The sequence below is a fragment of the Bacillus sp. N12A5 genome (genome assembly GCF_026790125.1).
Taxonomy (GTDB): Bacteria; Bacillota; Bacilli; order Bacillales; family Bacillaceae; genus Bacillus.
Genome location: NZ_JALAMR010000015.1, coordinates 1 through 25830 on the forward strand (window position 1 = coordinate 1; position 25830 = coordinate 25830).

Sequence of the window (25830 nt, forward strand, 5' to 3'; positions counted from 1 at the left end):
CATCTTATGGGGTCAGTCCCATTTGTGCGGCTTTTTTCTTTGCGTTAATGGCACACCGCGAACTCAGGCTGCATAAAGTAAAAATAAAAGGTACAAGACGGACCGGCTCAGGGAGGGAGACGTTTGCGGGATGGCATAGGAAAGCGTGCGGCATCCGCTCTATTCCTGTGCGGAGTCCTTGTGATGCTGGCTGTTAGTTCGGCCATCGTATCAAGCACGATGTATATCCTGTCTTTGCCAGGGCAGGCATCTGGTATAACAAAAGAACAAGTGACGAAGCACATGGAGAAAGAGTCAATCAAACAGGCCGATATTTATTACACTTCTAAGGAAAAGTCCTTACTGCCATTGACGAAAGAAACGCTTGAATATGCGGTCAGTATTAACCAGATTATGATTGGATATTCGAATCAGAAGCCTATTGATATTATTTTTTTTCCTAATGAAAAACAGATGGAGGCGTACTCCGGTTTACTGGATGTCGTCGGTTTTTATTCTGAAAGGGAGCAGCTGATTGGATTATTGCCTGAAGAGAAAAAGAAACTTTTAGAAGGCGACGAAGTAGCGGTTTATTTGTACCAGAGGTTGTTGATTCATGAATACACACACCATGCGTTTCACCAGAAATTAAAGGAGCTGGAAGCAGATCCCGATGAGTTTCCGTTATGGTTTCATGAAGGGTTAAGTGAGTGGATCGCGAACTATGAATTGCTTATAGATCCGATCACGTTTTCTGTCGTGCCCTTTGACCGTTTGCAGACAGATCAAGATTGGCAGAAAGCACGAGCTCAATATGACACTGACGTCTATATGCAAAGCTTTTATATGATCAATGAGCTGACTGACAAATACGGGAAAGGCATTATTTCAGAAATGATAAAGGAAACGGCAAAAAAAGGGGACTTTAAAAAAGGATTTAAATCGGCAACAAAGGAAAGCCTTAATCAATTTGAAAAGGATTTTAAGAAAACATATGAAGAAAACAGTGAGGCATTGGATAGGATTTATCCAATGCCTTTGTTATTAATGAAGTCCTTGCTGTTGCTGTCCCATACCGCCTTGAGTTGGAGCCATTTGCCCTTGTGCCGGAGCAAATGAATTTCTCAATTGTTCCATATCCTGCGCATCTAGCTGAGGAACTTGGTAATAGCCGTGTTTGTTTTGGTATAGGAAAATTTCAAAAGCCATTTCAACATACTGCTGAATTTGCGCAGACAGTACACGTCTTACGGCTGGGTTTGTCATTTCCAGAGAGGCCATTGTCAGCATGGAAGCCTGTGCTTTAATCGCGCAAAGCATTTGTCTGCTGATGATGCTGTCATCAATATCATTCATGGATTGAACAGGTTTTTTAGGCTGTGCCGGCTGCATGCCGTAAACAGTCTGGTTGTCTTCCTTCATCATATAAGTTGCTGTTTTTTGAGAAGGTTCGCTTCCTGTTTTGAAGCATTCAGCAGTTAAGTTATATTGAGACGTAATGAATTGATATTGACGATCAAGGATGTTTAATAATTCCTGATCCTTACAAAATTGTCTCAGCATCATAAACTGATCAAGCACAGTAAGTGTTCCGGAAAGTACCTCGTGCATATCAAACATTTCATGTCCGCCGTGGTTTTTATGCGGTTTGCCAGGGATGCCTTTGTTCATTTGAGATTGCTGCTGATTTAACTGATCCAAACCGAATTCCTCCTTTTTTTTCAGATCATCTGTATTTTGTGTCAGTCTGCCGCGTTTTATGCAGAAGACTGAAAGGAATTATATGCTGTCTGTCGAAATGATTAGCAGACAAAGTCGTTTATATTAGGAGGAAAAATGATGAGGCGTATTCTGCATATTGTGCTGATCACGGTATTGATGTTCTTGAATGCGATGTACACGTGCGAAGCTGTAAAGGCAGCTGAACCGCAAAAGCCGATATCGGTTGATAAGGCGATACAGCAAAAAGAAGGACAGGCGCTTGTCGAAGGGTATGCTGTCGGCCAGGCTGTTTCCCCGCAGCATTATAAGCTGACAAGCCCTTTTTCAAATAATTATAATGTTGCGCTGGCAGACAGCAAAAACGAGAGTTCGCCCGATCATATTCTCCCTGTGCAAGTCCCCTCCGCCTTCAGAAGCCAATTCGGGCTGCAAACCAATCCGCTTCTTCTTGGAAAAAAGATCACGGTTCAAGGAAAACTCGAAGATTACTTTAACACCACTGGACTTAAGAACGTTCAGTCAATGGTGTTAACAGATGGCACGCAAACTCCGCCGGCTGAAAAGCCAGTGACGATAAATGAAGCGCGGGGGCGGCTGAATGAGGAAGTCACAATAAAAGGGATGGTTACTGCTGACCAAAGTGCGGTCGGAGGCGGGAAGCTGTCAACCTTTATGCAGGACGAAACCGGAGGCATTAACATTTATTCGCCTGCCCCTGAACAATTTCCCGAATTAAAAGAAGGTATGGATGTCACGGTGACAGGGAAAATCACAACATACCAAGGGCTGACAGAGATCGTTCCAAACTCATCAGGCATCAAGATCAACCAGTCAAATCAACCTCTCCCCGCTCCTAAACATTCAACAATCAATGAACTGGTTAACAGCAGTCTAGGTGATCAGTATGAAGGCTGCCTTGTAACACTAAAAGCGTTTGTTTCTTCAATCCCAAATTCGCCTGCCGGCGGCGGTTACAATGTTACGATAATTGATGAAGACCATCATGCGATGACTCTCCGGATTATGAATGAAACAGGGATAATAGACGAACTTGATAAGGGAAAATGGTATGAATTTACCGGTGTGTTGAGCAGATACCAGTCCTTTCAGCTGCTTCCGCGAAAATCGTCTGATATGAAGCCTCTTGAAGAACAGCCAGCTCCTCCATCTGCGGAGGGTGAGTATAAAGGTGTTGTTGATCGGGTTGTTGACGGAGATACCATTCATCTCAAATCTCCGGTTCTTGGAACGACAAAAATCCGGTTTGTAAATGTAGATACACCTGAAACATACCACACACCAAAAAATGAAGCAGACGAAAATCAATTAAGATTTGGCAAAAAAGCATCTGATTATTTAAATACGGTTCTGTCCCCAGGAGATAAAATTACGGTTAAGGTCGGAAGGGAAGCAAAGGACAGCTATGGCAGACTTCTCGGACAGGTCATAACCGAGTCGGGTTTAAACGTGAACTTAGAGCTTGTGAAAAATGGCTATGCTCCGACGTACTTTATTTGGCCAGTTGACAATGAAAAGGATTATCAGCAGTTTCAGTCTGCTGTAGCGACTGCGAAAAAAGATCAAAAAGGAATTTGGAATGAAGAAGATCCCCTCATGGAAATGCCGTTTGAATTTAGAGCCAGAGAGCAGGGGAAAGGCCTGACAAGATATGTGGGAGACTCATCAAATAAAACATACGTGCAGCCGGCAGAATGGAAACAGGTAGCTGTGGAAAACAGAATTTTCTTCGCCTCATCAAGTGAAGCGGAGGACGCAGGATATCATAAGAGGCAAACGGCCCCTCAACAACATGTGCCGCTTCGAATTCTTAGCATGAATGATCTGCATGGCAAGATCGATCAGCAGTATGAGCTTGATCTTGATGGAGACGGTACTGCAGATGGCATCTTTGGGCGGATGGACTATGCGGCCGCTTACTTGAAAGAAAAAAAGGCCGAAAAGAAAAACACACTGATTGTGCATGCGGGAGATATGATCGGAGGCAGCTCTCCAGTTTCATCCCTTCTTCAAGATGAACCGACTGTAGAACTCATGGAGGATATCGGATTTGATGTCGGAACTGTCGGCAACCACGAGTTCGATGAAGGTACGGATGAACTGCTGAGGATCCTAAATGGCGGAGATCACCCGAAAGGCACAAGCGGATATCATGGACAGAACTTTCCCCTTGTATGCGCCAATTGTAAAATGAAATCGACCGGAGAGCCTTTTTTGCCGGCATATGACATCATAAACGTGGAGGGCATACCCGTTGCTTTTATCGGGGTTGTCACCCAGTCGGCAGCTGGCATGGTCATGCCTGGCGGAATAAAAAACATCGAGTTTACAGATGAGGTGACAGCAGTAAATGAGGCGGCCGAAGAGCTAAAGAAAAAAGGCGTGAAAGCCATCGCAGTTCTCGCACATATGTCAGCCGAACAAAATGGCACCGCAATTACCGGTGAATCTGCAGATCTTGCCAATAAAACAGATTCTGAAATTGATGTGATTTTTGCAGCGCACAATCATAAGGTTGTTAACGGTGAAGTGAATGGAAAACTGATTGTTCAGGCATTTGAATATGGAAAAGCGATAGGTGTTGTTGATGTAGAGATCGATAAAACAACTAAAGACATCGTTAAAAAGTCAGCAGAAATCGAATATGTCGATCAAAGCAAAATAGAACCAGATCCCGGCGCGGCAGCCATATTAAAGAAATACCAAACGCTTGCTGAACCGATTATCAGCGAGGTTGTCGGCGAAGCGGCTGTTGATATGGAAGGCGGGTACTCGAATGACGGCGATACACCTCTTGGAAACCTGATTGCGGATGGCATGCGAGCGGCCATGAAAACTGATTTTGCCCTTATGAATGGAGGCGGAATACGGGAAGCGCTGAAGAAAGGCCCCATTACGTGGGGAGATCTTTACAATATCCAGCCGTTCGGAAATGTGTTAACGAAGCTTGAGATTAAAGGAAAAGACTTACGAGAGATTATCAATGCGCAAATCTCGCCGGTTTTTGGGCCTGATTACAGCATAAGCGGTTTTACGTATACTTGGGATAAAGAAACCGGAAAAGCTGTCGAGCTGAGAATGGCAGATGGCACCGAGATTGAGCCCGATGCCACATATACACTGACCGTCAACAATTTTATGGCGACGGCGACAGGAACCAAATATCAGCCAATCGGACTGCTTGGGAAAAATCCGGTGACAGGCCCTGAGGATTTGGACGCGACCGTTGAGTACGTGAAAAGCTTTGATGAGCCAATTGCTTATACAAAAGAGGGAAGAATTCAGCTGGCAAAAGCCGGTGACAATGAAGACCCAGTAACAGAAGAGCCTGGAGATGATCCGGCGACGGAGCAGCCGGTTAAAGAGGATCCAGAGCCCGGGGAAGACCAGACTGATATAAAAGAGACTCCGGGTACTGTGCCGGTTCATCAGCTGACGCCTTCAGACATTTTGAAATTAGGCGAATTACCGAGTGATGAAAAAAATGCTGACATTTCCGGCAAGATCAGCACATTGCCTTTACAAAACGAGACTGCAGAAAACGGGTCTGATCATCAGCTTCCAGATACATCAGCGGGCTACTATAACATTATGGTGATCGGTGCGGCGGTGACGCTGTCCGGTACTTATCTATATGTCAGAAGAAAAAGGAGCGCCTCCAGAACGTGAAAAAGGTTATTCCACTCGTCATCATTGCAGCCGGGCTTTTAATCACAGGCTTTGGGGGCTACAAATTGATCGATACGAATATGAAGACTGAACAAACATTAAAAGAAGCAAAACTGGCGGCTGAAAAGCCCCAGGAAGCTTCGGCTGCGAAAAAAAGCGCAGATCAAGCAAAGAAAGCATCATTTCAGCCTGAGACAGGCCAAGCCAGCGGCATTTTGGAAATACCGAAAATCAACGCAGAGCTTCCGATCGTGGAGGGCACAGATGCAGATGATTTAGAAAAAGGGGTCGGACATTACAAGGACAGCTATTATCCTGATGAAAACGGACAAATTGTGCTGTCGGGACATCGGGATACCGTGTTTCGCCGGACGGGAGAGCTGGAAAAGGGGGACCGGCTTCGTATTCTGCTGTCATATGGAGATTTCACATATGAAATTGTAAAAACAAAGATTGTTGATAAAGATGACACTTCCATCATTACGCTTCAGCATGAGAAGGAAGAACTCATACTGACGACCTGCTATCCGTTTTCATATGTGGGCAATGCTCCGAAGCGCTATATTATATACGGAGAACGAGTGACTTAAAAAAGCCGCAGGCAGTGCCTGCGGCTTGTCTTTATGAGAAATATGCGTGGCAAAGGCTTTCTAAATCAGCTGGGAAAGGAGCTTCAGCAACAATGAGCTCGCCTGTTATCGGGTGAACCGCTTGTACTTTTTTTGCATGCAGCGCCTGCCTGTTTAGCAGCTTGCTTCCCCCTCCGTAAAGTGAGTCTCCTGTTAGCGGATGGCCGATGCTCGCCATATGGACACGAATTTGGTGCGTTCTGCCTGTTTCTAGCTCTAATTCAACGAGCGACAGCCGCTCTTTCGCATTGCTGGCAATCACCTTGAAATGAGTGACGGCTGTTTGCCCGCCTGGTGAAACCCGGCGTCTTGTCGGGTGTGATCGGTCTCTGCCGATCGGTGAATCAATTGTTCCTTTTTTCATTTTAAGCTTTCCTTCAGCAATGGCCGTATATGTACGCTTCAGCGTCTTTTTTTCTAACTGCTGGTCTAAGATGGCGTGTGCCAAACGATGCTTGGCAAAAACGACTGCGCCAGATGTATCCTGATCAAGTCGATGGACGTGGCGCACCTTGCATGCTTCGCCATTCACCTGATAATGGTAGGCAATCAAATTAGCCAGTGTGCCGGTTTGCCCATCCTCATTCGGATGTGTCGCTATGCCAGCGGGTTTATTGACGATAAGCATGTGACTGTCCTCAAATAAAATATCAAGCTCTCCATACTCCGGAATGACGGAAGATTCTTCAATTTCCTGAAGATCAATGAAGACGCGGTCTCCCTTTTTTAGAATGACGTTGGTAATGACGGATTCGTGATTGACCTTTATCTGATGGTTGGTTACCCAAGCTTGGATCACGGGTTTAGAGGCTTTGAGTGCTGTTTTCAATACAGAAAACAGCCATTGTCCATCCTGTTTGTCATTGATGAGGAACTCAAGCCCTCTGCCTTTTTGTTTCATGTCAAGTGGCTCCTTTTCGAAGCGAAAGTCCGTTGTTTCTCATAGGAAACACTTACCTTAGCTTTCGAGTTTTTTTCTGTGCTATTCTTGATTAAGACTTAGGATATTCGATGGCAAGAAAGGTGATTGACGTGAGAATTGTGAACGCAGCAACTGCAGAACAGGAGAGCTTTATCAAGGAGCTGTCAATGGAGCTTTTCCATGATGTATTTCCTCTTTATTTCTCCGAACTGGATATTCAGCGCTTTAAAAAGAAAGGCGTTCTGTCTTTAAATAACCATTATTACCAAGGAACTTTAAAAGAAGCGTTTCAAATTATGGCTTGTCTGCAAATGATACATATTATCCTGACAAAGCCTTCGCCGCACTTTGATGTGAGTGATCAGGCGATTTTTGAGAAAAACAGCAAGATGCTGAATGATTTCGGAATTTATTTTCCGTTTGCTTTTTCTGACTTTCAATTGAAATCCAACAAAGCCTTTTTCGGTCACAGAAGGCTGATATAATCCGGCTGCAAGAGCTTTTCCATTTTCAGAAAAGCTCTTTTATGCATCAGGGAAATCATATCATAAAACCTTTCCTCTAACTCCCTTTTTAATCGGCACGTGTCTGAACATACTAATGTTTGAAAGGGGTGCTGACAATGAGTTCAGTAAAAGATACAATGACAACGCAGGTGGCAACCGTTTCACCGAATCAAACGATTCAGGAAGCGGCTTCTCTCATGAAACAGCATAATGTTGGGGTGATTCCCGTTGTAGAGCAAGGTGCTTTAAAAGGAATGCTGACTGACCGTGACATTGCATTAAGAACTACAGCTCAGGGCCGAGATGGCCAGACACCCGTTTCAGAAGTGATGTCAACAGACCTCGTATCAGGAAATCCTAATATGAGTCTGGAAGACGCGTCGCAGCTGATGGCCCAGCACCAAATCCGCCGCCTTCCTATTGTAGATCAAAACAATCTAGTCGGGATCGTTGCGCTTGGAGACCTGGCAGTCAATCAGATGTCGAACGAGTCTGCTGGAGAAGCACTGACAAACATTTCTCATCAAAACATTCATTAATAAGAAAGAGCTTGCTGTGTGCAGGCTCTTTCTTCACATAACCCCTTACTTTTTGAAAGCAGGCACGTTTAGGGGTATAGTTATACATATGTCTCAATTCGGACTAAAGGAGTTGTACGCAGTGATTAAAGCGTTAATTTTTGATTTTGACGGGCTTATTCTCGATACAGAAACACACGAATATGAAGTCCTTCAGGAAATATTTGAGGAACACGGCTCAGTCCTGCCGCTATCCGTCTGGGGAAAGGTCATTGGAACAGCCGCGGGATTTAAGCCGTTTGAATATTTAGAAGAGCAGATCGGCAAAAAGCTGAATCATGAAGAGCTGACAACATTGCGAAGAGAACGGTTTGCGAAACGCATCGAAACAGAAAAAGCAAGACCGGGTGTCGAGGCGTATCTGAACGCGGCAAAGGATTTAGGCTTAAAAGTAGGCCTCGCCTCCAGCTCTGATTATAAATGGGTATCGGGCCATTTGAAGCAAATCGGCCTGTTTGATGATTTTGAGGTCATTCAAACGGCGGATGATGTGGAAGAGGTAAAGCCAAATCCAGAACTATATTTATTGGCAGCAAAGAATCTCGGCGTATCGCCGTCTGAATGTCTCGCGTTTGAGGATTCTGTCAACGGTTCGATTGCTGCGAAAAGAGCGGGAATGAAGTGTGTCATCGTCCCGAATAAAGTAACAAGCACCTTGATGTTTGAAGATTATGATCACAGGCTGGAATCAATGGCGGAGATGGAGCTCGCCCTATTGCTTGATCAGCTGAACAAACAACACTAGAAAGGAGCGAGTAGATTGTCTGAGAAATTAGATTTGACCCGTTTTGAAAAGAAAATGGTCATTCGCAATATCGAAGAGAAAGACATTGACAAGATTATCGATCTTCAAAAGGACTGCTTTCCGGGAATGGAGCCTTGGATGCGGGAGCATTTAATCAGCCATTTGGAACATTTTCCTGAAGGGCAGTTTTGTGCTGAATTCGAAGGTGAAATTATTGGTTCGTGCTCAAGTCTCCTGATTAATTTTGATGAGTATGATGACCGCCATACGTGGCAGGACATTACAGATGACGGCTATATCACCAACCATAACCCCGACGGCTTGAACATGTACGGAATTGAGGTCATGGTGCATCCGAAATACAGACGAATGAAGATTGGCCACCGTTTGTACGAGGCGAGAAAGGACTTGGCCCGGCGCTTAAATCTGAAAAGCATCATCATAGGCGGAAGAATTCCGAACTATCACAAATATGCAGAAGAAATGACGGCGAGAGAGTATGTTGAACAGGTGACTCGCCACCAAATTTACGATCCGGTCCTATCTTTTCAGCTGATGAATGGCTTTACGCTTATGCGGATTAATCCGAATTATCTCCCGGACGATACAGCTTCGATCAAGTATGCGACGCTGATGGAATGGAACAATGTCGATTATCTTCCTCAGCAGACAAAACGCTATTATAAATCGGCGTTCCCTGTTAGAATTTGTGTGATTCAATACGAAATGAAGAAAATTTATTCCTTTGAGGAATTTGCGAACCAAGTAGAATACTATGTCGATGTCGCTTCTGACGCGAGATCTGATTTTGCGGTGTTCCCGGAAATTTTCACAACCCAGCTGATGTCCTTCCTTGAGGAACGGTCACCGAGCTTGGCGGTACAGAGAATTACCGAGTATACAGAAGATTACATCAGCCTGTTTACTGATTTGGCTGTGAAGTATAATGTCAACATTATCGGCGGATCTCATTTTGTCGAAGAGGAAGGCAAGATCTATAATATCGCTTACCTGTTCAGACGGGACGGAACGATCGAGAAGCAATATAAGCTCCATATTACGCCGAATGAACGCAAATGGTGGGGAATCAGCGCTGGAGACCAGGTTCGCGTGTTTGATACGGACTGCGGAAAAATCGCGATTCAGATCTGTTATGACATTGAATTTCCTGAGCTTGCCCGGATTGCGGCGGATAAGGGTGCAAAAATTATTTTTACGCCGTTTTGTACAGAAGACCGCCAAGGCTATCTGCGTGTCAGATACTGTTCGCAAGCCCGAGCGGTTGAAAATCAAATTTATACGGTTATCTCCGGAACGGTTGGAAACCTTCCGCAAACGGAAAATATGGATATACAATACGCTCAATCAGGCATCTTCGCACCATCTGATTTTGAATTTGCCAGAGACGGCATTGTCGGTGAAACAAATCCGAATATCGAAATGGTCGTCATCGGCGATGTTGACCTGGAAATTCTCAGAAGACAGCGCCAAAACGGCACAGTGCGCCAGCTCAAAGACAGACGGCGTGATATTTATCATATTCAATATAAAAAATAATTCCCAAAAAACCCGCCTGAATTGGCGGGTTTTTTTAAACAAAAGCGGAATTGTTTAGGTGCTTTCTTTTAAAAAAAGTAAATTGTATAGTGGAGGTGCTTATGGAGTTTCTGTATTTTCGCCATTTCCTATATCATACAGAAAACGGCTAGGCTTCAACTGCTATTGCAATGGCTGTCCAAGTTGTTTCGACCTTTATCAGCACGATGCTGAGTATTGTCACCTTGCCTGTTTTGCTTTGGATGCTGCATCTTCTTAATGGAGGGGATGTTTTATTATTTTGGGGGTTTATTGACTCCAACCCCGTCTGGCTTTATATTGAAGGCAGGGAAATCATCACCAAGACATCACATAAGAGAAGGTCTGGTTAAACTGGATTGGCGCTTTAGTGAACGTTAATGAAATGGAGATGATGGGGATGGAAAACATTCAGCAAAATCAGGGATTAAAGCAAAAAGATGAGCAATTTGTGTGGCATGCCATGAAGGGAGCGCATCAAGCGGACAGCCTGATTGCCCAAAAGGCTGAAGGGGCCTGGGTGACCGACATAGACGGACGCCGCTATTTGGATGCCATGTCCGGTTTGTGGTGCGTCAATATCGGCTACGGCAGAAAGGAGCTTGCGGAGGCTGCCTATGAGCAATTAAAGGAGCTGCCTTATTACCCGTTAACGCAAAGTCATGCACCGGCAATTCAACTGGCGGAAAAGCTGAATGAATGGCTTGGCGGTGATTATGTCATCTTTTTTTCCAACAGCGGATCGGAAGCTAACGAAACGGCTTTTAAGATCGCCCGCCAGTACCATCTTCAAAACGGCGACCACAGCCGTTACAAATTCATCTCAAGATATCGTGCATACCACGGAAACACATTGGGAGCGCTCTCAGCAACAGGGCAAGCGCAGCGGAAGTATAAATATGAGCCTTTAAGCCAGGGATTTCTGCATGCAGCCCCGCCAGATGTATATCGGAATCCTGAGGATGCTGACACGCTTGAAAGCGCAAACGAAATTGACCGCATCATGACATGGGAATTAAGCGAAACAATTGCCGGGGTCATCATGGAGCCTATCATAACAGGCGGAGGCATCTTAATGCCGCCTGAGGGATATATGAAGAAGGTGGAAGACATTTGCCGCCGCCACGGAGCTCTTTTGATTTGCGATGAAGTCATCTGCGGATTTGGACGGACAGGCGAGCCATTCGGATTTATGCATTACGGCGTGAAGCCTGATATCATTACGATGGCGAAGGGAATCACCAGCGCGTATCTGCCTTTGTCAGCAACTGCTGTAAAACGGGACATTTTCGAAGCGTACCAAGGGGAAGCGCCTTATGACCGTTTCCGCCATGTGAACACGTTCGGCGGAAGCCCGGCTGCCTGTGCATTGGCGTTAAAAAACCTGCAAATTATGGAGGACGAACAGCTGATTCAGCGATCCCGCGACCTTGGAGCAAAGCTTTTGGGTGAGCTTCAGTCCTTGAGAAAACACCCGGCAGTCGGGGATGTTAGAGGAAAAGGACTGCTGATCGGAATCGAGCTCGTCAAAGATAAATTGACAAAAGAGCCGGCTGATGCCGAAAAAGTAAACCAGGTGGTTGCGGCTTGTAAAGAAAAAGGGCTGATCATCGGCAAAAACGGCGATACAGTTGCCGGCTACAACAACGTTATTCAGCTAGCGCCGCCGTTTTGCCTGACAGAAGAGGACCTTTCCTTTATCGTGAAAACGGTGAAAGATAGCTTTCAGACGATTTAATATAAAAGTGATTGATTAAAGGAGCACATGATGAGTTTTCACAATCAGCCTATTTTACCGGCTATTCGAAATATGAAGCAATTTGATGAGTTTTTGAACAGTTCATTTTCCTACGGTGTTATTCTGGATATTCATCTCGGCCAGCTGAAGGGCGTAATCCGAGAGGCAAAAAAGCACGGAAAGAACATGATGGTGCACGTCGATCTCATCCAAGGGATCAAGCATGATGAATACGGAGCAGAGTTTATTTGCCAGGACATCAAGCCCGCTGGGATTATTTCAACAAGATCGAACGTGATTGCCAAAGCGAAGCAGAAGAAAATTTATGCGATTCAGCGTCTGTTTCTGCTGGATACAAGTGCGATGGAGAAAAGCATGGAGTTTGTCGGCAAGCATAAGCCTGACTTTATTGAAGTGCTGCCCGGCATCGTTCCGTCACTCATTCAAGAAATAAAAGAGAAAACGGGAATTCCTATCTTTGCTGGCGGTTTCATCCGTACGGAAAAGGATGTAGAACAGGCGTTGAAAGCGGGGGCTGTTGCTGTCACAACGTCAAACACCAAATTATGGAAGAAATATGAAAACTTTTTGACAGAAAGTGATTGACACCGCTTTCATCCACTGATACAATTGCACTAGGTTAATACATTGTGATGGAGAACTCGGAGACCACAGCAGCTCTTTACGGTAAATGTCTATGCACCCGTAAAGCGGTTTGTTGTGGTTTTTTTCTTCTATCATACTTCTTAATCGTGACTCTAGGAGGAATGTGCTATGACAGCATTTTGGGGAGAAGTCATCGGTACGATGCTGCTGATCATTTTTGGAGCAGGGGTTTGTGCAGGTGTCAATTTAAAGAAATCGCTTTCATTCCAGTCTGGCTGGATTGTTGTTGTATTTGGGTGGGGATTGGGTGTTGCCATGGCGGCTTATGCAGTTGGCGGCATAAGCGGAGCACACTTGAATCCGGCGCTAACGATAGCGCTTGCTTTTGTTGGAGATTTTCCGTGGAAAGAGGTTCCCGTTTATATTGCAGCACAAATGATCGGTGCGATCATCGGTGCGGTGATTATCTATTTGCATTACCTTCCGCATTGGAAGTCAACGGATGATCCCGCTGCCAAGCTGGGTGTTTTCTCAACAGGCCCCAGCATTCCGCATACATTTGCAAACGTTTTAAGTGAAGTGATCGGGACTTTTGTCCTTGTGCTTGGAATCCTGGCTATTGGGGCAAATCAATTTACAGAAGGTCTTAATCCTTTAATCGTCGGTTTCCTCATTGTGGCGATCGGTATCTCTCTTGGAGGCACCACCGGCTATGCGATTAATCCGGCCCGTGACTTAGGCCCGCGGATTGCCCACGCTTTTCTTCCGATTCCGGGGAAAGGCTCATCAAATTGGAAATACGCATGGGTTCCGGTAGTAGGCCCGATTTTAGGCGGATCATTCGGCGGCGTATTTTACAACGCTGCATTTAAAGGGCACATCACAAGCAGTTTCTGGATTGTAAGCGTTATATTGGTTGTGGTATTGTTAGGACTCTATGTTTATACGAAATCACATTCAGCTAAAACATTATCAAATTCAAAATATATTTAATCAAAGGGGAGACATCTTATGGAAACGTACATTTTATCCTTAGATCAGGGAACGACTAGCTCAAGAGCGATTCTGTTTAATAAAGAAGGCAAAATCGTTCACTCTGCTCAAAAGGAATTTACACAATACTTCCCGCACCCAGGCTGGGTTGAGCATAATGCTAATGAAATTTGGGGCTCTGTCCTCGCTGTTATTGCATCAGTCATTTCTGAATCAGGGATCAGTGCTTCTCAAATTGCAGGCATCGGTATCACAAACCAGCGCGAGACAACGGTAGTGTGGGATAAGGATACAGGAAACCCTGTCTATCATGCAATCGTTTGGCAGTCCAGACAGACGTCCGGCATTTGTGAGGAGCTTCGTGAGAAAGGATATAATGATGTATTCAGAGAAAAAACGGGACTTTTAATCGATCCTTATTTCTCTGGCACGAAGGTGAAGTGGATTTTAGACAATGTGGAAGGCGCGAGAGAAAAGGCGGAAAAAGGAGAGCTGTTGTTTGGAACGATTGATACATGGCTCATTTGGAAAATGTCAGGCGGAAAAGCGCATGTGACGGATTATTCCAACGCTTCCAGAACGCTGATGTTTAATATTCACGATCTAAAATGGGATGATGAGCTTCTCGACATTTTAGATGTACCGAAATCCATGCTGCCCGAGGTGAAGCCGTCTTCCCATGTGTATGCAGAAACTGTTGATTATCACTTCTTCGGAAAAAATATCCCGATTGCAGGAGCGGCAGGCGACCAGCAGTCCGCACTGTTTGGCCAGGCGTGCTTTGAAGAAGGCATGGGAAAAAACACGTACGGCACAGGATGTTTCATGCTGATGAATACCGGGGAAAAAGCAATTAAGTCCGAACACGGCCTTTTGACGACAATTGCATGGGGCATTGATGGAAAAGTTGAATATGCTTTAGAAGGTAGTATTTTTGTCGCAGGCTCTGCCATCCAATGGCTCAGAGATGGATTGAGAATGTTCCAGGATTCTTCGCTAAGCGAATCTTACGCAGAGAAAGTGGATTCAACTGACGGCGTATATGTTGTTCCTGCATTTGTCGGCTTGGGAACGCCATACTGGGACAGTGACGTGCGCGGTTCGGTTTTCGGCCTGACAAGAGGCACAACAAAAGAACATTTTATCCGCGCGACACTGGAGTCATTGGCTTACCAGACAAAAGATGTGCTTGATGCAATGGAAGCTGATTCAAATATTCAATTAAAAACGCTTCGTGTAGACGGGGGTGCCGTGAAAAATAATTTCCTGATGCAGTTCCAGGGAGATCTGCTGAATGTTCCTGTGGAACGGCCGGAAATTAATGAGACAACTGCACTTGGCGCGGCTTATTTGGCAGGTATTGCTGTGGGATTCTGGAAGGACCGTTCTGAAATCGCGAACCAGTGGAAGCTGGATAAACGGTTTGAACCTGAATTAGAAGAAGAAAAACGAAATGAGCTGTATAAAGGCTGGCAAAAAGCCGTGAAAGCAGCTATGGCTTTTAAATAAAATCATACTATGATATAATGGTTACAAGTTAATAAGAACGGTCCTGAGATGAGGAGAGACCACAGCACCAAAGTGTAAGCACGCACTTTGGCTGTTGTGGTCTCTTTTTCTATTTACCGTGACAACAAGGAGGAAACGTAATAATGAAACATCAATTTTCAAGTCTTGAAAGAGATCGCATGCTGACAGACATGACGAAAAAAACATATGACCTATTTATTATCGGCGGAGGAATTACAGGAGCGGGAACAGCTCTTGACGCGGCATCAAGGGGAATGAAGGTCGCGCTCAGCGAAATGCAGGATTTTGCGGCGGGAACATCAAGCCGGTCAACGAAGCTGGTTCATGGCGGCTTGCGCTATTTAAAACAATTTGAAGTGAAAATGGTGGCTGAGGTAGGGAAAGAACGAGCGATTGTTTATGAAAACGGTCCGCACGTCACCACACCGGAATGGATGCTGCTTCCGTTTCATAAAGGCGGCACATTCGGCACATTCACAACCTCTATCGGGTTAAGAGTGTATGACTTCTTAGCAGGTGTGAAAAAATCAGAACGAAGAAGCATGCTTTCAGCAAAAGAAACGCTGCAAAAAGAGCCATTAGTCAAAAAAGACGGCTTAAAAGGCGGCGGGTATTATGTGGAATACCGCACTGACGATGCGAGACTGACAATCGAAGTGATGAAGGAAGCGGTCAAATTCGGGGCAGAGCCTGTGAATTATTCCAAAGTGAAGGAGCTCCTTTACGAAAAAGGCAAAGCAGTCGGTGTGTTAATTGAAGATGTATTAACGAAGAAAGAATACAAAGTGTACGCGAAAAAAATCGTCAACGCGACAGGCCCTTGGGTCGATCAGCTCAGAGAAAAAGACCATTCGAAGAACGGCAAGCATTTGCAGCATACAAAAGGCGTTCACCTTGTGTTTGACCAGTCAGTCTTCCCGCTGAAACAGGCGGTATATTTCGATACACCTGACGGCCGTATGGTATTTGCAATTCCTCGCGAAGGCAAAACATACGTGGGAACAACAGACACGGTTTATAAAGAGGCGCTGGAGCATCCGCGAATGACAACAGAGGATCGTGATTACGTCATCAATTCAATTAATTACATGTTCCCTGAACTGAATATCACAGCGAATGACATCGAATCAAGCTGGGCTGGGCTGCGTCCGCTGATACATGAAGAAGGCAAAGACCCTTCTGAAATTTCACGGAAGGACGAGATTTGGACATCGGACTCAGGATTAATCACCATTGCCGGCGGAAAACTGACCGGATACAGAAAAATGGCGGAGCACATCGTCGATCTTGTGCGCGACCGCTTAAAAGAAGAAGGCGAAAAGGATTTCGGACCTTGTAAAACGAAAAATATGCCAATCTCAGGTGGACACGTCGGCGGTTCTAAAAACCTTATGTCTTTCGTTACAGCGAAAACAAAAGAGGGAGTCGCGGCCGGTTTATCAGAAAAAGATGCCAAACAGCTGGCGATCAGATACGGCTCTAACGTTGAGCGGGTATTTAATCGAGTGGAAGCGCTGAAGGAAGAGGCAGCGAAACGCAATATTCCGGTTCATATTCTTGCTGAAGCAGAATACAGTATTGAAGAAGAGATGACTGCAACACCTGCTGACTTCTTTGTCCGCAGAACGGGACGTTTATTTTTTGATATCAATTGGGTAAGAACATATAAAGATGCCGTTATTGATTATATGAGCGAGCGATTCCAATGGGATGAGCAGGCGAAAAACAAACATACAGAAAACCTTAACAAGCTTTTACACGATGCGGTTGTGCCGCTCGAACAATAAATCATAACGGGCTGTCTGTCAGCCCGTTATTTCTTTTTACGTGCCGAAAGTGCCGGGTTTCAGGTTAACAAGTGACAGAGGCACCCGCTTCATATAAAATAATGGCATAAGCTGATACATAGGAGGACGAATATGACTTGGAGAAAGAGCTATGAACGCTGGAAACAGACAGACCATTTAGATCCGGAACTGAAAGAGCGCCTCACTGAATTAGAGGGAAACGAACAGGCTCTCGAGGACTGCTTCTATAAAAACCTTGAATTCGGTACCGGCGGGATGCGCGGAGAAATCGGCGCCGGGACGAATCGGATGAATATCTACACGGTGCGCAAAGCATCAGCCGGGTTTGCGGCATACATCTCGCAGCAAGGGGAGGAAGCGAAAAAACGGGGCGTTGTCATTGCTTATGATTCCCGCCATAAATCACCGGAGTTCGCGATCGAAGCGGCGAAAACACTTGCTACACAAGGCATCCAAACATACGTATTTGATGAGCTTCGCCCGACGCCGGAGCTGTCATTCGCTGTCAGACAGCTGAACGCCTATGGGGGAATAGTGGTGACAGCAAGCCATAACCCGCCTGAATATAACGGCTACAAAGTATACGGAGATGATGGCGGCCAGCTGCCTCCTAAGGAAGCGGATATCGTCATTGAACAGGTAAACGCGATTGAAAATGAGCTGACAATCACAGTAGACGATGAAAATGCTTTAAAAGAAAAAGGCTTGATCAAAATCATCGGTGAAGATATTGATAAGGTCTATACAGAAAAATTGGCGTCCATTTCCGTTCATCCTGAGTTATCCGGAGAAGTAGATGTTAGCGTTGTTTTCACACCGCTGCACGGAACTGCGAATAAGCCGGTCAGACGCGGTCTTGATGCACTCGGCTACAAAAATGTAACCGTTGTAAAAGAACAGGAGCTGCCTGATTCAAACTTCTCTACGGTTAGCTCTCCAAACCCGGAAGAGCATGCGGCTTTTGAATATGCCATTAAGCTAGGGGAGGAGCAGAACGCTGATATTCTCATCGCAACAGACCCTGACGCTGACCGCCTCGGTATTGCGGTGAAAGATGATCAAGGCAAATATACAGTGCTGACGGGAAACCAAACCGGTGCGCTGCTGCTTCATTACCTGCTTTCAGAAAAGAAAAAGCAAGGCAGCCTGCCTGACAATGGCGTTGTGCTCAAAACAATCGTTACAAGTGAAATTGGGCGTGCTGTCGCTTCTTCGTTCGGTCTTGATACGATTGATACACTGACAGGCTTTAAATTTATCGGCGAAAAGATTAAGGAATACGAGGCATCAGGCCAGTACACCTTCCAATTCGGTTATGAAGAGAGCTACGGTTATTTAATCGGGGACTTTGCCCGCGACAAGGACGCCATTCAGGCAGCGCTATTGGCAGTAGAGGTTTGCGCGTTCTATAAAAAACAAGGAATGTCATTGTATGAAGCGCTCATCAGTCTCTTTAATGAGTACGGTTTTTATCGTGAGGGGCTGAAATCCCTAACGCTGAAAGGAAAACAGGGAGCAGAACAGATTGAAGCGATTTTAGCATCCTTCAGACAAAATCCGCCGCAAAAAATGGCCGGCAAACAAGTTGTAACAGCAGAAGATTACGCTGTAAGCAAACGGACGCTTCTGACAGAAAATAAAGAAGAAACCATTGACTTGCCAAAATCAAATGTTCTGAAATACTTCCTGGAAGACGGGTCGTGGTTCTGCCTCCGTCCTTCCGGAACTGAGCCGAAGGTCAAATTCTATTTCGCCGTAAAAGGCACCTCTTTAGAAGACAGCGAAAAGCGTCTTGCCGCGCTTTCTGACGATGTAATGAAGACGGTAGACGAAATCGTAGAGGCAACAGCAAAATAATTCAGGCATAAGCTGGATCATTGTAAATGATCCAGCTTTTTTCTTTTTCTCCTCCAAAAGTCTGAAAGAAAATCATCCCTCAAACGAAGTAATGAAATACAAAAAACTGGTATAATCTTAGATAACATGATCAATGCCGGAGTGAGAAACGTGAGCAAAACGAGGATGGAAAAATTAAAAACGCTGAAAACGATTGCGGAAACCTTAAATCAAGGCCACGATGTCAAAGCGACACTGGATGAGGTTTTAAAAGAATTGCTGAGTCTGACGAACCTTCAATCCGGATGGATTTTTCTGATAGAAGAAGATGGCTCCTATACGTTAGCCGCCGACGCTTATCTGCCCCCGGCTTTAAGCCGCAAGGAAAAAGTGCTGATGTGCGAAGGGGAGTGCTACTGCCTCACGAAATTCAATAATGGAGGGCTGAGAAGGGCGGCTAATATTATGAACTGCAAACGCATAGAATCAGCCAAGGAACTGCGCTGTTTTGACACAGAGGGGATTACGCATCATGCAACTGTGCCTTTAGAAGATGGGGACAGGAGGTTCGGATTGTTAAATGTAGCGGCAGCCGGTAAAACCATGTTTGATGAGGGAGATCTGCATTTACTTGAGTCTGTCGCCTTTCAGATCGGAACGGCAATCCAGCGCATGACGCTTTCTGAATATAAACAAAAAAATGCTCTTTTAATGGAGCGCAACCGCCTCGCACAGGAGCTTCACGATTCTGTCAACCAAATGCTGTTTTCCGTCAGTTTAACAGCTAAAGCGGCAAAGACACTAACGAAGGATGAGAATTTGCAGCAAATGATTGATTTCATTCAAAACTTATCACAGGACGCGCTTGCAGAAATGAAGGCGTTAATCTGGCAGCTTCGCCCCGGAGGTTTGGAAAAAGGGCTGTCTGAAGCCATTAAGAGCTATGGCGCGCTCATCGGATTGAATGTCATTTTTACGCAAAAAGGCTGTCTTGTTCTCACTGATGAGCAGGAGCATATGCTGTGGCGGGTCGGGCAGGAGGCTTTAAACAACTGCAAAAAGCATGCAGGAACCGATACGGCGTATGTCAGCCTGACTGCATCTTCGAGCCATGTGGAGCTGGATATAGTCGATCATGGAGCAGGCTTTCGCTATGAAGCGCATGCGGGGCTGCCTTCACTTGGCATCAAAGGGATGAAAGAACGGGCAGAAAAAGCCGGTGCGGTGTTTTTGATTGAGTCAGAGCTTGGTGCGGGGACAAAGCTGTCCGTCAGTCTGCCGCTAACCAGCAAGAAAGGAGGGACAGTGCAATGAAAATTGTCATTGCGGATGATCACCATGTTGTCAGAAAGGGGCTTCGTTTTTTCTTTGCCACCCAGGATGATATTGAAGTTGCCGGAGAGGCAGCAACCGGTACAGAAGCGCTCCGTGTCATCGAAGAGACAAAGCCTGATCTTGTGCTGATGGATTTGTCTATGCCCGAGATGGATGGCATTCAAGCTATAAAAAAAGCGGTACGGCAATTTCCCGGGATCCATATCATTGTCCTGACGAGCTACTCCGATCAGGAGCACGTTATTCCGGCGCTTCAGGCAGGAGCAAAGGCGTATCAATTAAAAGATACGGAGCCAGAGGAACTGGTGAAAACATTAAGGCAAGTATATGAAGGCGAATACAGGCTTTCTTCAGCTATTATGCCCCATGTACTGACACATATGAAAAATCAGCACGATCCGGAAAAAGAAAAATATTATCAATTAACACGAAGGGAAAAGGACGTTCTGAACGAAATTGCGAACGGGAAAAGCAACAAAGAAATCGCGGCAGCCTTGTTTATTTCAGTAAAAACAGTGAAAACCCATGTGTCGAATCTTTTAGCAAAGCTTGAAGTGGCCGACCGCACGCAAGCAGCGCTTTTCGCAGTAAAATATAACCTGAATGGAGAGATCACGACATGAATATGTTAGTCATAAGTGGCACACCCAGAAAACAAGGCAGAACAAGAATTGCTGCATCCTATATTTCCGCACTGTATCAAACAGACTTGATCGATCAAAGCGAATTTGTACTGCCGATGTTTAATGGGGAAGCGGAGCAATCAAAACTGTCGCATGTACAGGAGCTCAAGCAGCGCGTTACTAAAGCAGATGCGATTATCTTATTATCTCCTGAATATCACAGCGGCATGAGCGGCGCATTAAAAAATGCACTTGATTTTCTAAGCAGTGAACAATTCAAATATAAGCCCGTTGCATCATTGGCAGTGGCGGGAGGCGGAAAAGGCGGCATCAACGCGCTGAACAATATGAGAACGGTCATGCGGGGTGTCTACGCCAATGTCATCCCGAAGCAGCTGGTGCTTGACCCGGTGCATATTGATGCTGAACATGCTGCACTGACAGAAAATATAAAGGTTGGCTTGAAGGAGCTTGTCGATGAGCTCACCATGTTCGTAAAATCAGGAAATCCCGGCGTCTGAACGCCGGGATTTGTTTATGTGAGCAGGGCTAATTGATCTTCATAAGTCAGTTCTGTGGCATGATCAATATAACGGAGAAGGGAATACAGCATCTTTTCAAGAACGGCGTAATCCTGTTCAAAATGATATGCATGCAGAAAATGTTCGATTCGTTTTGATAACAAATCATCCTCTGTACGCACCATTAAAATCAATAAATTATCCCATTGGGAACGATGAGTGTAATACAGCGCTTTATCGTAATCGGCATAATCCATGAATCGCTTCTCCTTTCTTGTGTGAGAAGTTCGTGTTTAGTTTATGCTGCATCCTATGTTAGTGACGGGGCAAAACTTGGCGTCTGCGGCAGTACGGGGATAGCAATATGAGGGAGACATAAAATCAAAATGCCTGAATGAAGCAATCTCTTTTGGAAAACCTATGAGTGAATATAATCTGGGTACAGGAGACTAAAAACATGAAATCTCTGCCGTATACCATTGCGTTTCTTTTTTGCGGATTGATCATTGTGTCAATGGCTGCAAAAGGGCATTCAGCGGACTCAAACGAATCCGTCCAAAAGTGGGAAAAGCTTGCCTGGAGCAAAATTCAGGAAGAATATAAGGGTGCTTCATTTTCTGATTACGCTTATATGGGGCGCACCGAGGTAAATGATCAGCAGACGAAGGATGTCTTTCGGGTGACGGTCAGACAGAATGGCGACAACTTCTCTGTCCGGGCCGAAGTCTATTTTCATCCAGTGACAAAACATATGATCAGCATCAACGTCTTTAGGCTCTAAGCAAAAAAACTGTACAGCCTTGAAGGCCATACAGTTTTTGTTTTAGAAATATCGTTTTGCACCGAGATAGCGCTGTTTCCAGTAAGAGTTGTTCATACTGGAAATGACAACTCCGGAATCATTGGCATTAATGAATTCTCCGTTTCCAAGATAAATTCCGACGTGGGAAGGGCCGGCTTTATATGTTGTAAAGAAGACGAAGTCTCCGACAGCAGGCTGGCTGACTGATTTCATTGTGTTCCAGTATCCGGCTGCTGTTAATCTTGATACGGATGTGACTTTGTTCAGTGCATAGTAAATGAATCCGCTGCAGTCAAATCCGGCCGGTGTTGTGCCTCCCCAGCGATATGGAACCCCAAGCTGCGCTTTAGCGGCGGCAATCATTGTGTTAATCTTCGCGCTGGTTGAACTGGAGGTGCTTGAAGACCCGGATGAGGAAGAGGATGAAGATGACGCTTTTCCTGTAATGACCAGCTTTTGGCCAATCTGCAAGACATCCGTTTTTAAGTTGTTTTTCTCCCGAATCTGCTGAGCAGTCACATTGAATTTTTGAGCAATTACCCACAAGGAATCGCCGCTTTTCACCGTGTATGTAGTCGTCGTGCCCGAGCTTGTATTTGACGAAGACGACGATGATGAAGAAGAAGTGCCTGAAGGTGCTTTACCTGTCAGCTTCAGCACTTGTCCGACGTACAGCACATCTGATTTCAAATTATTGCTATTTCGGATTTGCTGTACAGTCAGGTTATACTTGTTTGCAATTTTCCAAAGTGAATCTCCGCTTTTTACAGTGTATTTCGTTGTTGCCGAAGTTTTGTTCGAATTTGATGAAGAGACTTTGGAAGACGTATCAGAACCAGTTGATTTTGTTTTTAATACTTGATTCACATAAATGGTGTCTGATTTTAAGTTGTTCAAGACCTTCAATTCAGCGACGGACATATTGACTTTGTTAGCGATTTTCCAAAGTGAATCCCCAAGCTGCACCTTATATGTTCCGGCAGAAGATGAAGAGCTGGAGCTCTTATTGGAACTGCTTTTTGTACTGGAACCAGAGCTTGAATTTGAGCTTGAAGAAACCGTACCGGACACCTTTAATTTCTGCCCCGCACGAATCATGTCGCTGCTCAGCCCGTTTAATTTTTTCAGTTCCTGCACCGTCATTTTATACTCATTGGCGATCAGCCAAAGTGAATCTCCGCTTTTCACTGTGTAAACAGAACTTCCGCTCTTCTTGGTTGTTGAGCTTGAAGTAGATGAAGTGCCGGAATTGCTGCCTGGAATCGTAAGCGTCTGGCCGATCGACAGAACAGTAGTCGAAAGATGATTGGCGGATGTGAGGGCCGCCACACTTGTGTTGTAGGTTTGGGCCAGTTTCCATAAAGAATCTCCGCTTTTGACCTTAATCGTTGCTGCCTCAGCTGGTGCCACTGCTAAAGTTGTGCCGACAATCGCAGATGCTGTCAGCCCTGCTGCTAATTTCTTTTTCATCTTAGCTCTCCTTTTTCCCCCAATAATTTTAGATTGCTGTTTCTTTTTTATATCGGCAGTTTTGTCTCATCGTTTTGCCTTTTTTAAAAAACAGCCATATTATCTTAACAAAAAGGGGGAAAAAGGGCATAAAAAAAGAAGGAATCATGATCTATTCCTTCATTCTTAAAAGCTTCATGATATCTTCCTTGTTTTTAACAAGGTCGCGCAGCGTGTAGTTGTCCAAAACCGCAAGATAGGCCATAAGCGCTTCATTAAGTACATGTTTTAAGCCGCACACCGGGGAAATAATGCAGAGATTCTTGTTTGCATCAAAACATTCAACAATATTAAAATCATCTTCCGTTTTTCTGACAACCGCACCGATATTGATGTCTTCGGGGGCCATGCCTAAACGTATGCCGCCGCCTCGTCCGCGTATCGTTTCTACGTAGCCGAGCTGGCCGAGCCTGTATATGACTTTCATAAGATGATTTTTTGAAATAGAATAGGTTTCGGCAATCTGTTTTATATTTGAAAGCTCTCCGGGACGTTCTGCAGCCAGAAATATCAACACTCTTAATGAATAATCTGTATAATTTGTTAACTTCATAATAAGACCTCGGAATAAGACATTTTCCTTTATCTTATCATAATCGATTGAAAAATAAAAAAAAGGAATTAATCGACAAAAACCATGCACCTTGTTGGGTGCATGGTTTTTTTTACATGTTATTCGGCGGATTTTGGTTTGTCTTGTTCTTATCCAGTTTCCGTTCAAACGCAGACAGATAACGTGATGCAAAATCCTTTCCGCCAAGGCCGAAGGATAAACCAAAAGCGAGTGCGAAGCCGCTAAGCACGATAATGAACGCGGAATTGACGATTGTGTCAGCTACACCAAGCTGATCCAAGGCCATAAAGAAAGCAAGTGCGATAATGGTATATTTAGCGATCGCTGCTAAAGACTTGAATTCCTGGCCTTTAATGATGCTCGCAAGCACTTTTCTTACCAATTCTCCGGCGTAAAGGCCGATTCCGAGTATAAAGACGGCCACAAGGACATTCGGCAGATACGCGATGATGCCAGTTGCAATGTCTACAAGGAAGTGCAGCTGAACAATTTGCAGCGCTTCGGCTGTAAATAGCAGAATGACAATGATTTGCGCGATCATACCGACAACTTGAGACAGGGACAGCTTTGCAGGCGTTCCAGTTTCCACTCCCATTTTTCCTAACACAGAATCAAAGCCTGTGCGATGGAGCAGTCCGGACACCATGGTGTTTACCCATTTTCCTGTCCACATACCCGCTAAAACAAGCACAATAGCAATAATAATGTTCGGAAGCATATTTAAAATGGTGTTCAGCATAGAGACAGCCGGTTTCGAAATGCCAGCAACATCAAGCTGGTCAAGCGCTGAAATGACAACTGGTATTAAAATCAGCACATAAGCGATTGTTCCGATGACAGCAGAAAGGCTTGTATCTTTTAAGTAAATAGATAAACCCATACGTGCAGCGAATCTTTCTGTGCCGATGCTTGCAAGGAAATTCGTAATAATGTCACGTACAAGGCGGGCAACAAGCCAGCCGATTAAAACGATAAGCGCCGCAGCAAATAATTTTGGCAGAAATGCGAGTACGCTTTCCATCATATTTGTAAACGGGCCTGAAATCCCGCTGATTTTCAAAGAAGACAACACCCCTGGCAGGAAAACGAGCAGCACGAGATAAAAGACAATTTGTGAAGCGGCATTAACTGCCTGATGAATATCTTTTCCTTCAGACACCAAATTCCACTTGCGCAGCTTGTCGCTTGTGTTCAGCTTCATCCCGATTTTTTTGACAAGGAAGCTCAAAACAGAGGCTGCAGCCCATCCTAAGAGCAGAATGAGTCCGGCCTTCAGTATGCTTGGGATAGCCGCTGTAATTGCAGAAAGCATGCTGACAAAAGGTGATGCGACTGTTGTCAGGTGCAAAATGTTAAAGAATAAAATAAAGACGATAATCAATCCGATAAAATAAACGACCTTGCTTATGACTTTTTCCGAAGAATAGCGTGATGGCTTTTTCCCAGCAAAGAGCTTGTCGTCGATTTTTGTTTTGCTGAGCCCCTTGTATACCGCTTTTTCAATGATTTTAGCGATAGCCCATCCGATTAATAAGACGAGTAAAGCAATGATTAAGTTCGGCAGCTTACTGAGATAAGAAGAAAGCATGTCTGCTACATTCAATTGGTATCG

Annotated in this window: 22 protein-coding genes and 1 pseudogene; 17 read left to right on the top strand and 6 right to left on the bottom strand. The window is 44.9% G+C overall.

The features are described 5' to 3' along the window. Positions 1 to 123 precede the first annotated feature (123 nt). Positions 124 to 1098: a hypothetical protein gene (locus MOC09_RS15365; RefSeq protein WP_268362517.1), complete on the top strand. Its 975-nt coding sequence runs from the start codon at positions 124 to 126 to the stop codon at positions 1096 to 1098. Here MOC09_RS15365 and MOC09_RS15370 read toward each other — a convergent pair. Next, positions 1024 to 1680 (bottom strand): spore coat protein, encoded by a 657-nt coding sequence (locus MOC09_RS15370; protein WP_268362519.1) that lies wholly within the window; start codon positions 1678 to 1680, stop codon positions 1024 to 1026. The genes MOC09_RS15365 and MOC09_RS15370 overlap by 75 nt on opposite strands. A gap of 82 nt (positions 1681 to 1762) precedes the next feature. Between MOC09_RS15370 and MOC09_RS15375 the strand changes: the two are divergent. Beyond that, positions 1763 to 5388, top strand: a pseudogene (locus MOC09_RS15375) (5'-nucleotidase C-terminal domain-containing protein). Beyond that, entirely contained in the window at positions 5385 to 5978 is a 594-nt protein-coding gene (srtA, locus tag MOC09_RS15380) for a sortase SrtA (RefSeq protein ID WP_268362520.1), read from the top strand. The pseudogene MOC09_RS15375 and the gene srtA overlap by 4 nt, the downstream one beginning before the upstream one ends. Before the next feature lie 31 nt (positions 5979 to 6009). Here srtA and MOC09_RS15385 read toward each other — a convergent pair whose 3' ends face one another. Next, positions 6010 to 6918, bottom strand: a complete 909-nt coding sequence (locus MOC09_RS15385; RefSeq protein ID WP_268371032.1) for an RluA family pseudouridine synthase — start codon at positions 6916 to 6918, stop codon at positions 6010 to 6012. 110 nt (positions 6919 to 7028) lie between these two features. Between MOC09_RS15385 and MOC09_RS15390 the strand changes: the two genes are divergently transcribed. From MOC09_RS15390 to MOC09_RS15450, 13 genes are all read left to right on the top strand, one after another. Continuing rightward, positions 7029 to 7424 (top strand): YhcU family protein, encoded by a 396-nt coding sequence (locus tag MOC09_RS15390; RefSeq protein WP_268366703.1) that lies wholly within the window; start codon positions 7029 to 7031, stop codon positions 7422 to 7424. 137 nt (positions 7425 to 7561) lie between these two features. After that, a complete protein-coding gene (locus MOC09_RS15395; protein ID WP_003239592.1) occupies positions 7562 to 7984 on the top strand; it encodes a CBS domain-containing protein in 423 nt (140 codons plus the stop codon). 121 nt (positions 7985 to 8105) lie between these two features. Next, positions 8106 to 8768 carry an HAD family hydrolase gene (locus MOC09_RS15400; RefSeq protein ID WP_268359248.1) on the top strand — a complete coding sequence of 221 codons (663 nt, stop codon included), beginning with the start codon at positions 8106 to 8108 and terminating at the stop codon, positions 8766 to 8768. Between the two features lie 15 nt (positions 8769 to 8783). Further along, positions 8784 to 10325 (top strand): bifunctional GNAT family N-acetyltransferase/carbon-nitrogen hydrolase family protein, encoded by a 1542-nt coding sequence (locus tag MOC09_RS15405; RefSeq protein ID WP_268371034.1) that lies wholly within the window; start codon positions 8784 to 8786, stop codon positions 10323 to 10325. Positions 10326 to 10728: 403 nt separating this feature from the next. Beyond that, positions 10729 to 12081 (top strand): aspartate aminotransferase family protein, encoded by a 1353-nt coding sequence (locus MOC09_RS15410; RefSeq protein WP_268359252.1) that lies wholly within the window; start codon positions 10729 to 10731, stop codon positions 12079 to 12081. Positions 12082 to 12108: 27 nt separating this feature from the next. Then, positions 12109 to 12687: a glycerol uptake operon antiterminator GlpP gene (glpP, locus tag MOC09_RS15415; RefSeq protein ID WP_268359246.1), complete on the top strand. Its 579-nt coding sequence runs from the start codon at positions 12109 to 12111 to the stop codon at positions 12685 to 12687. A 168-nt stretch (positions 12688 to 12855) separates the two neighbouring features. Further along, positions 12856 to 13680, top strand: a complete 825-nt coding sequence (gene glpF / locus MOC09_RS15420; RefSeq protein ID WP_003233386.1) for a glycerol uptake facilitator protein GlpF — start codon at positions 12856 to 12858, stop codon at positions 13678 to 13680. Positions 13681 to 13698: 18 nt separating this feature from the next. Continuing rightward, positions 13699 to 15189, top strand: a complete 1491-nt coding sequence (gene glpK, locus MOC09_RS15425; RefSeq protein WP_268359242.1) for a glycerol kinase GlpK — start codon at positions 13699 to 13701, stop codon at positions 15187 to 15189. 140 nt (positions 15190 to 15329) lie between these two features. Next, positions 15330 to 16997, top strand: coding sequence for a glycerol-3-phosphate dehydrogenase (glpD, locus tag MOC09_RS15430; RefSeq protein ID WP_268371051.1), 1668 nt, complete (start codon positions 15330 to 15332; stop codon positions 16995 to 16997). A gap of 132 nt (positions 16998 to 17129) precedes the next feature. Next, positions 17130 to 18875 (top strand): phosphoglucomutase, encoded by a 1746-nt coding sequence (gene pgcA, locus MOC09_RS15435; RefSeq protein WP_268359241.1) that lies wholly within the window; start codon positions 17130 to 17132, stop codon positions 18873 to 18875. 150 nt (positions 18876 to 19025) lie between these two features. After that, positions 19026 to 20168, top strand: a complete 1143-nt coding sequence (locus MOC09_RS15440) for a GAF domain-containing sensor histidine kinase (RefSeq protein WP_268371036.1) — start codon at positions 19026 to 19028, stop codon at positions 20166 to 20168. After that, on the top strand, positions 20165 to 20812 hold the full coding sequence (locus tag MOC09_RS15445) for a response regulator (RefSeq protein ID WP_268371038.1): 648 nt from the start codon (positions 20165 to 20167) through the stop codon (positions 20810 to 20812). The genes MOC09_RS15440 and MOC09_RS15445 overlap by 4 nt, the downstream gene beginning before the upstream one ends. After that, on the top strand, positions 20809 to 21333 hold the full coding sequence (locus MOC09_RS15450) for an NADPH-dependent FMN reductase (RefSeq protein WP_268371040.1): 525 nt from the start codon (positions 20809 to 20811) through the stop codon (positions 21331 to 21333). The genes MOC09_RS15445 and MOC09_RS15450 overlap by 4 nt, the downstream gene beginning before the upstream one ends. 14 nt (positions 21334 to 21347) lie before the next feature. Here the strand turns inward: MOC09_RS15450 and MOC09_RS15455 are convergent, their stop codons facing one another. Further along, on the bottom strand, positions 21348 to 21590 hold the full coding sequence (locus MOC09_RS15455) for a YhdB family protein (RefSeq protein ID WP_003224139.1): 243 nt from the start codon (positions 21588 to 21590) through the stop codon (positions 21348 to 21350). Between the two features lie 200 nt (positions 21591 to 21790). Here MOC09_RS15455 and MOC09_RS15460 point away from each other — a divergent pair, with 200 nt between their 5' ends. Then, positions 21791 to 22114 carry a YqzG/YhdC family protein gene (locus MOC09_RS15460; protein WP_268359234.1) on the top strand — a complete coding sequence of 108 codons (324 nt, stop codon included), beginning with the start codon at positions 21791 to 21793 and terminating at the stop codon, positions 22112 to 22114. 42 nt (positions 22115 to 22156) lie between these two features. Here the strand turns inward: MOC09_RS15460 and MOC09_RS15465 are convergent, their stop codons facing one another. The 3 genes from MOC09_RS15465 to MOC09_RS15475 all read right to left on the bottom strand — a co-directional run bounded on the left by MOC09_RS15465 (position 22157) and on the right by MOC09_RS15475 (position 25821). Next, positions 22157 to 23605, bottom strand: coding sequence for a peptidoglycan endopeptidase (locus MOC09_RS15465; RefSeq protein WP_268371042.1), 1449 nt, complete (start codon positions 23603 to 23605; stop codon positions 22157 to 22159). Positions 23606 to 23756: 151 nt separating this feature from the next. After that, positions 23757 to 24197, bottom strand: coding sequence for a nitric oxide-sensing transcriptional repressor NsrR (gene nsrR, locus MOC09_RS15470; RefSeq protein WP_268359232.1), 441 nt, complete (start codon positions 24195 to 24197; stop codon positions 23757 to 23759). A 112-nt stretch (positions 24198 to 24309) separates the two neighbouring features. After that, positions 24310 to 25821: a mechanosensitive ion channel gene (locus MOC09_RS15475; protein WP_419901067.1), complete on the bottom strand. Its 1512-nt coding sequence runs from the start codon at positions 25819 to 25821 to the stop codon at positions 24310 to 24312. Positions 25822 to 25830 lie beyond the last annotated feature (9 nt).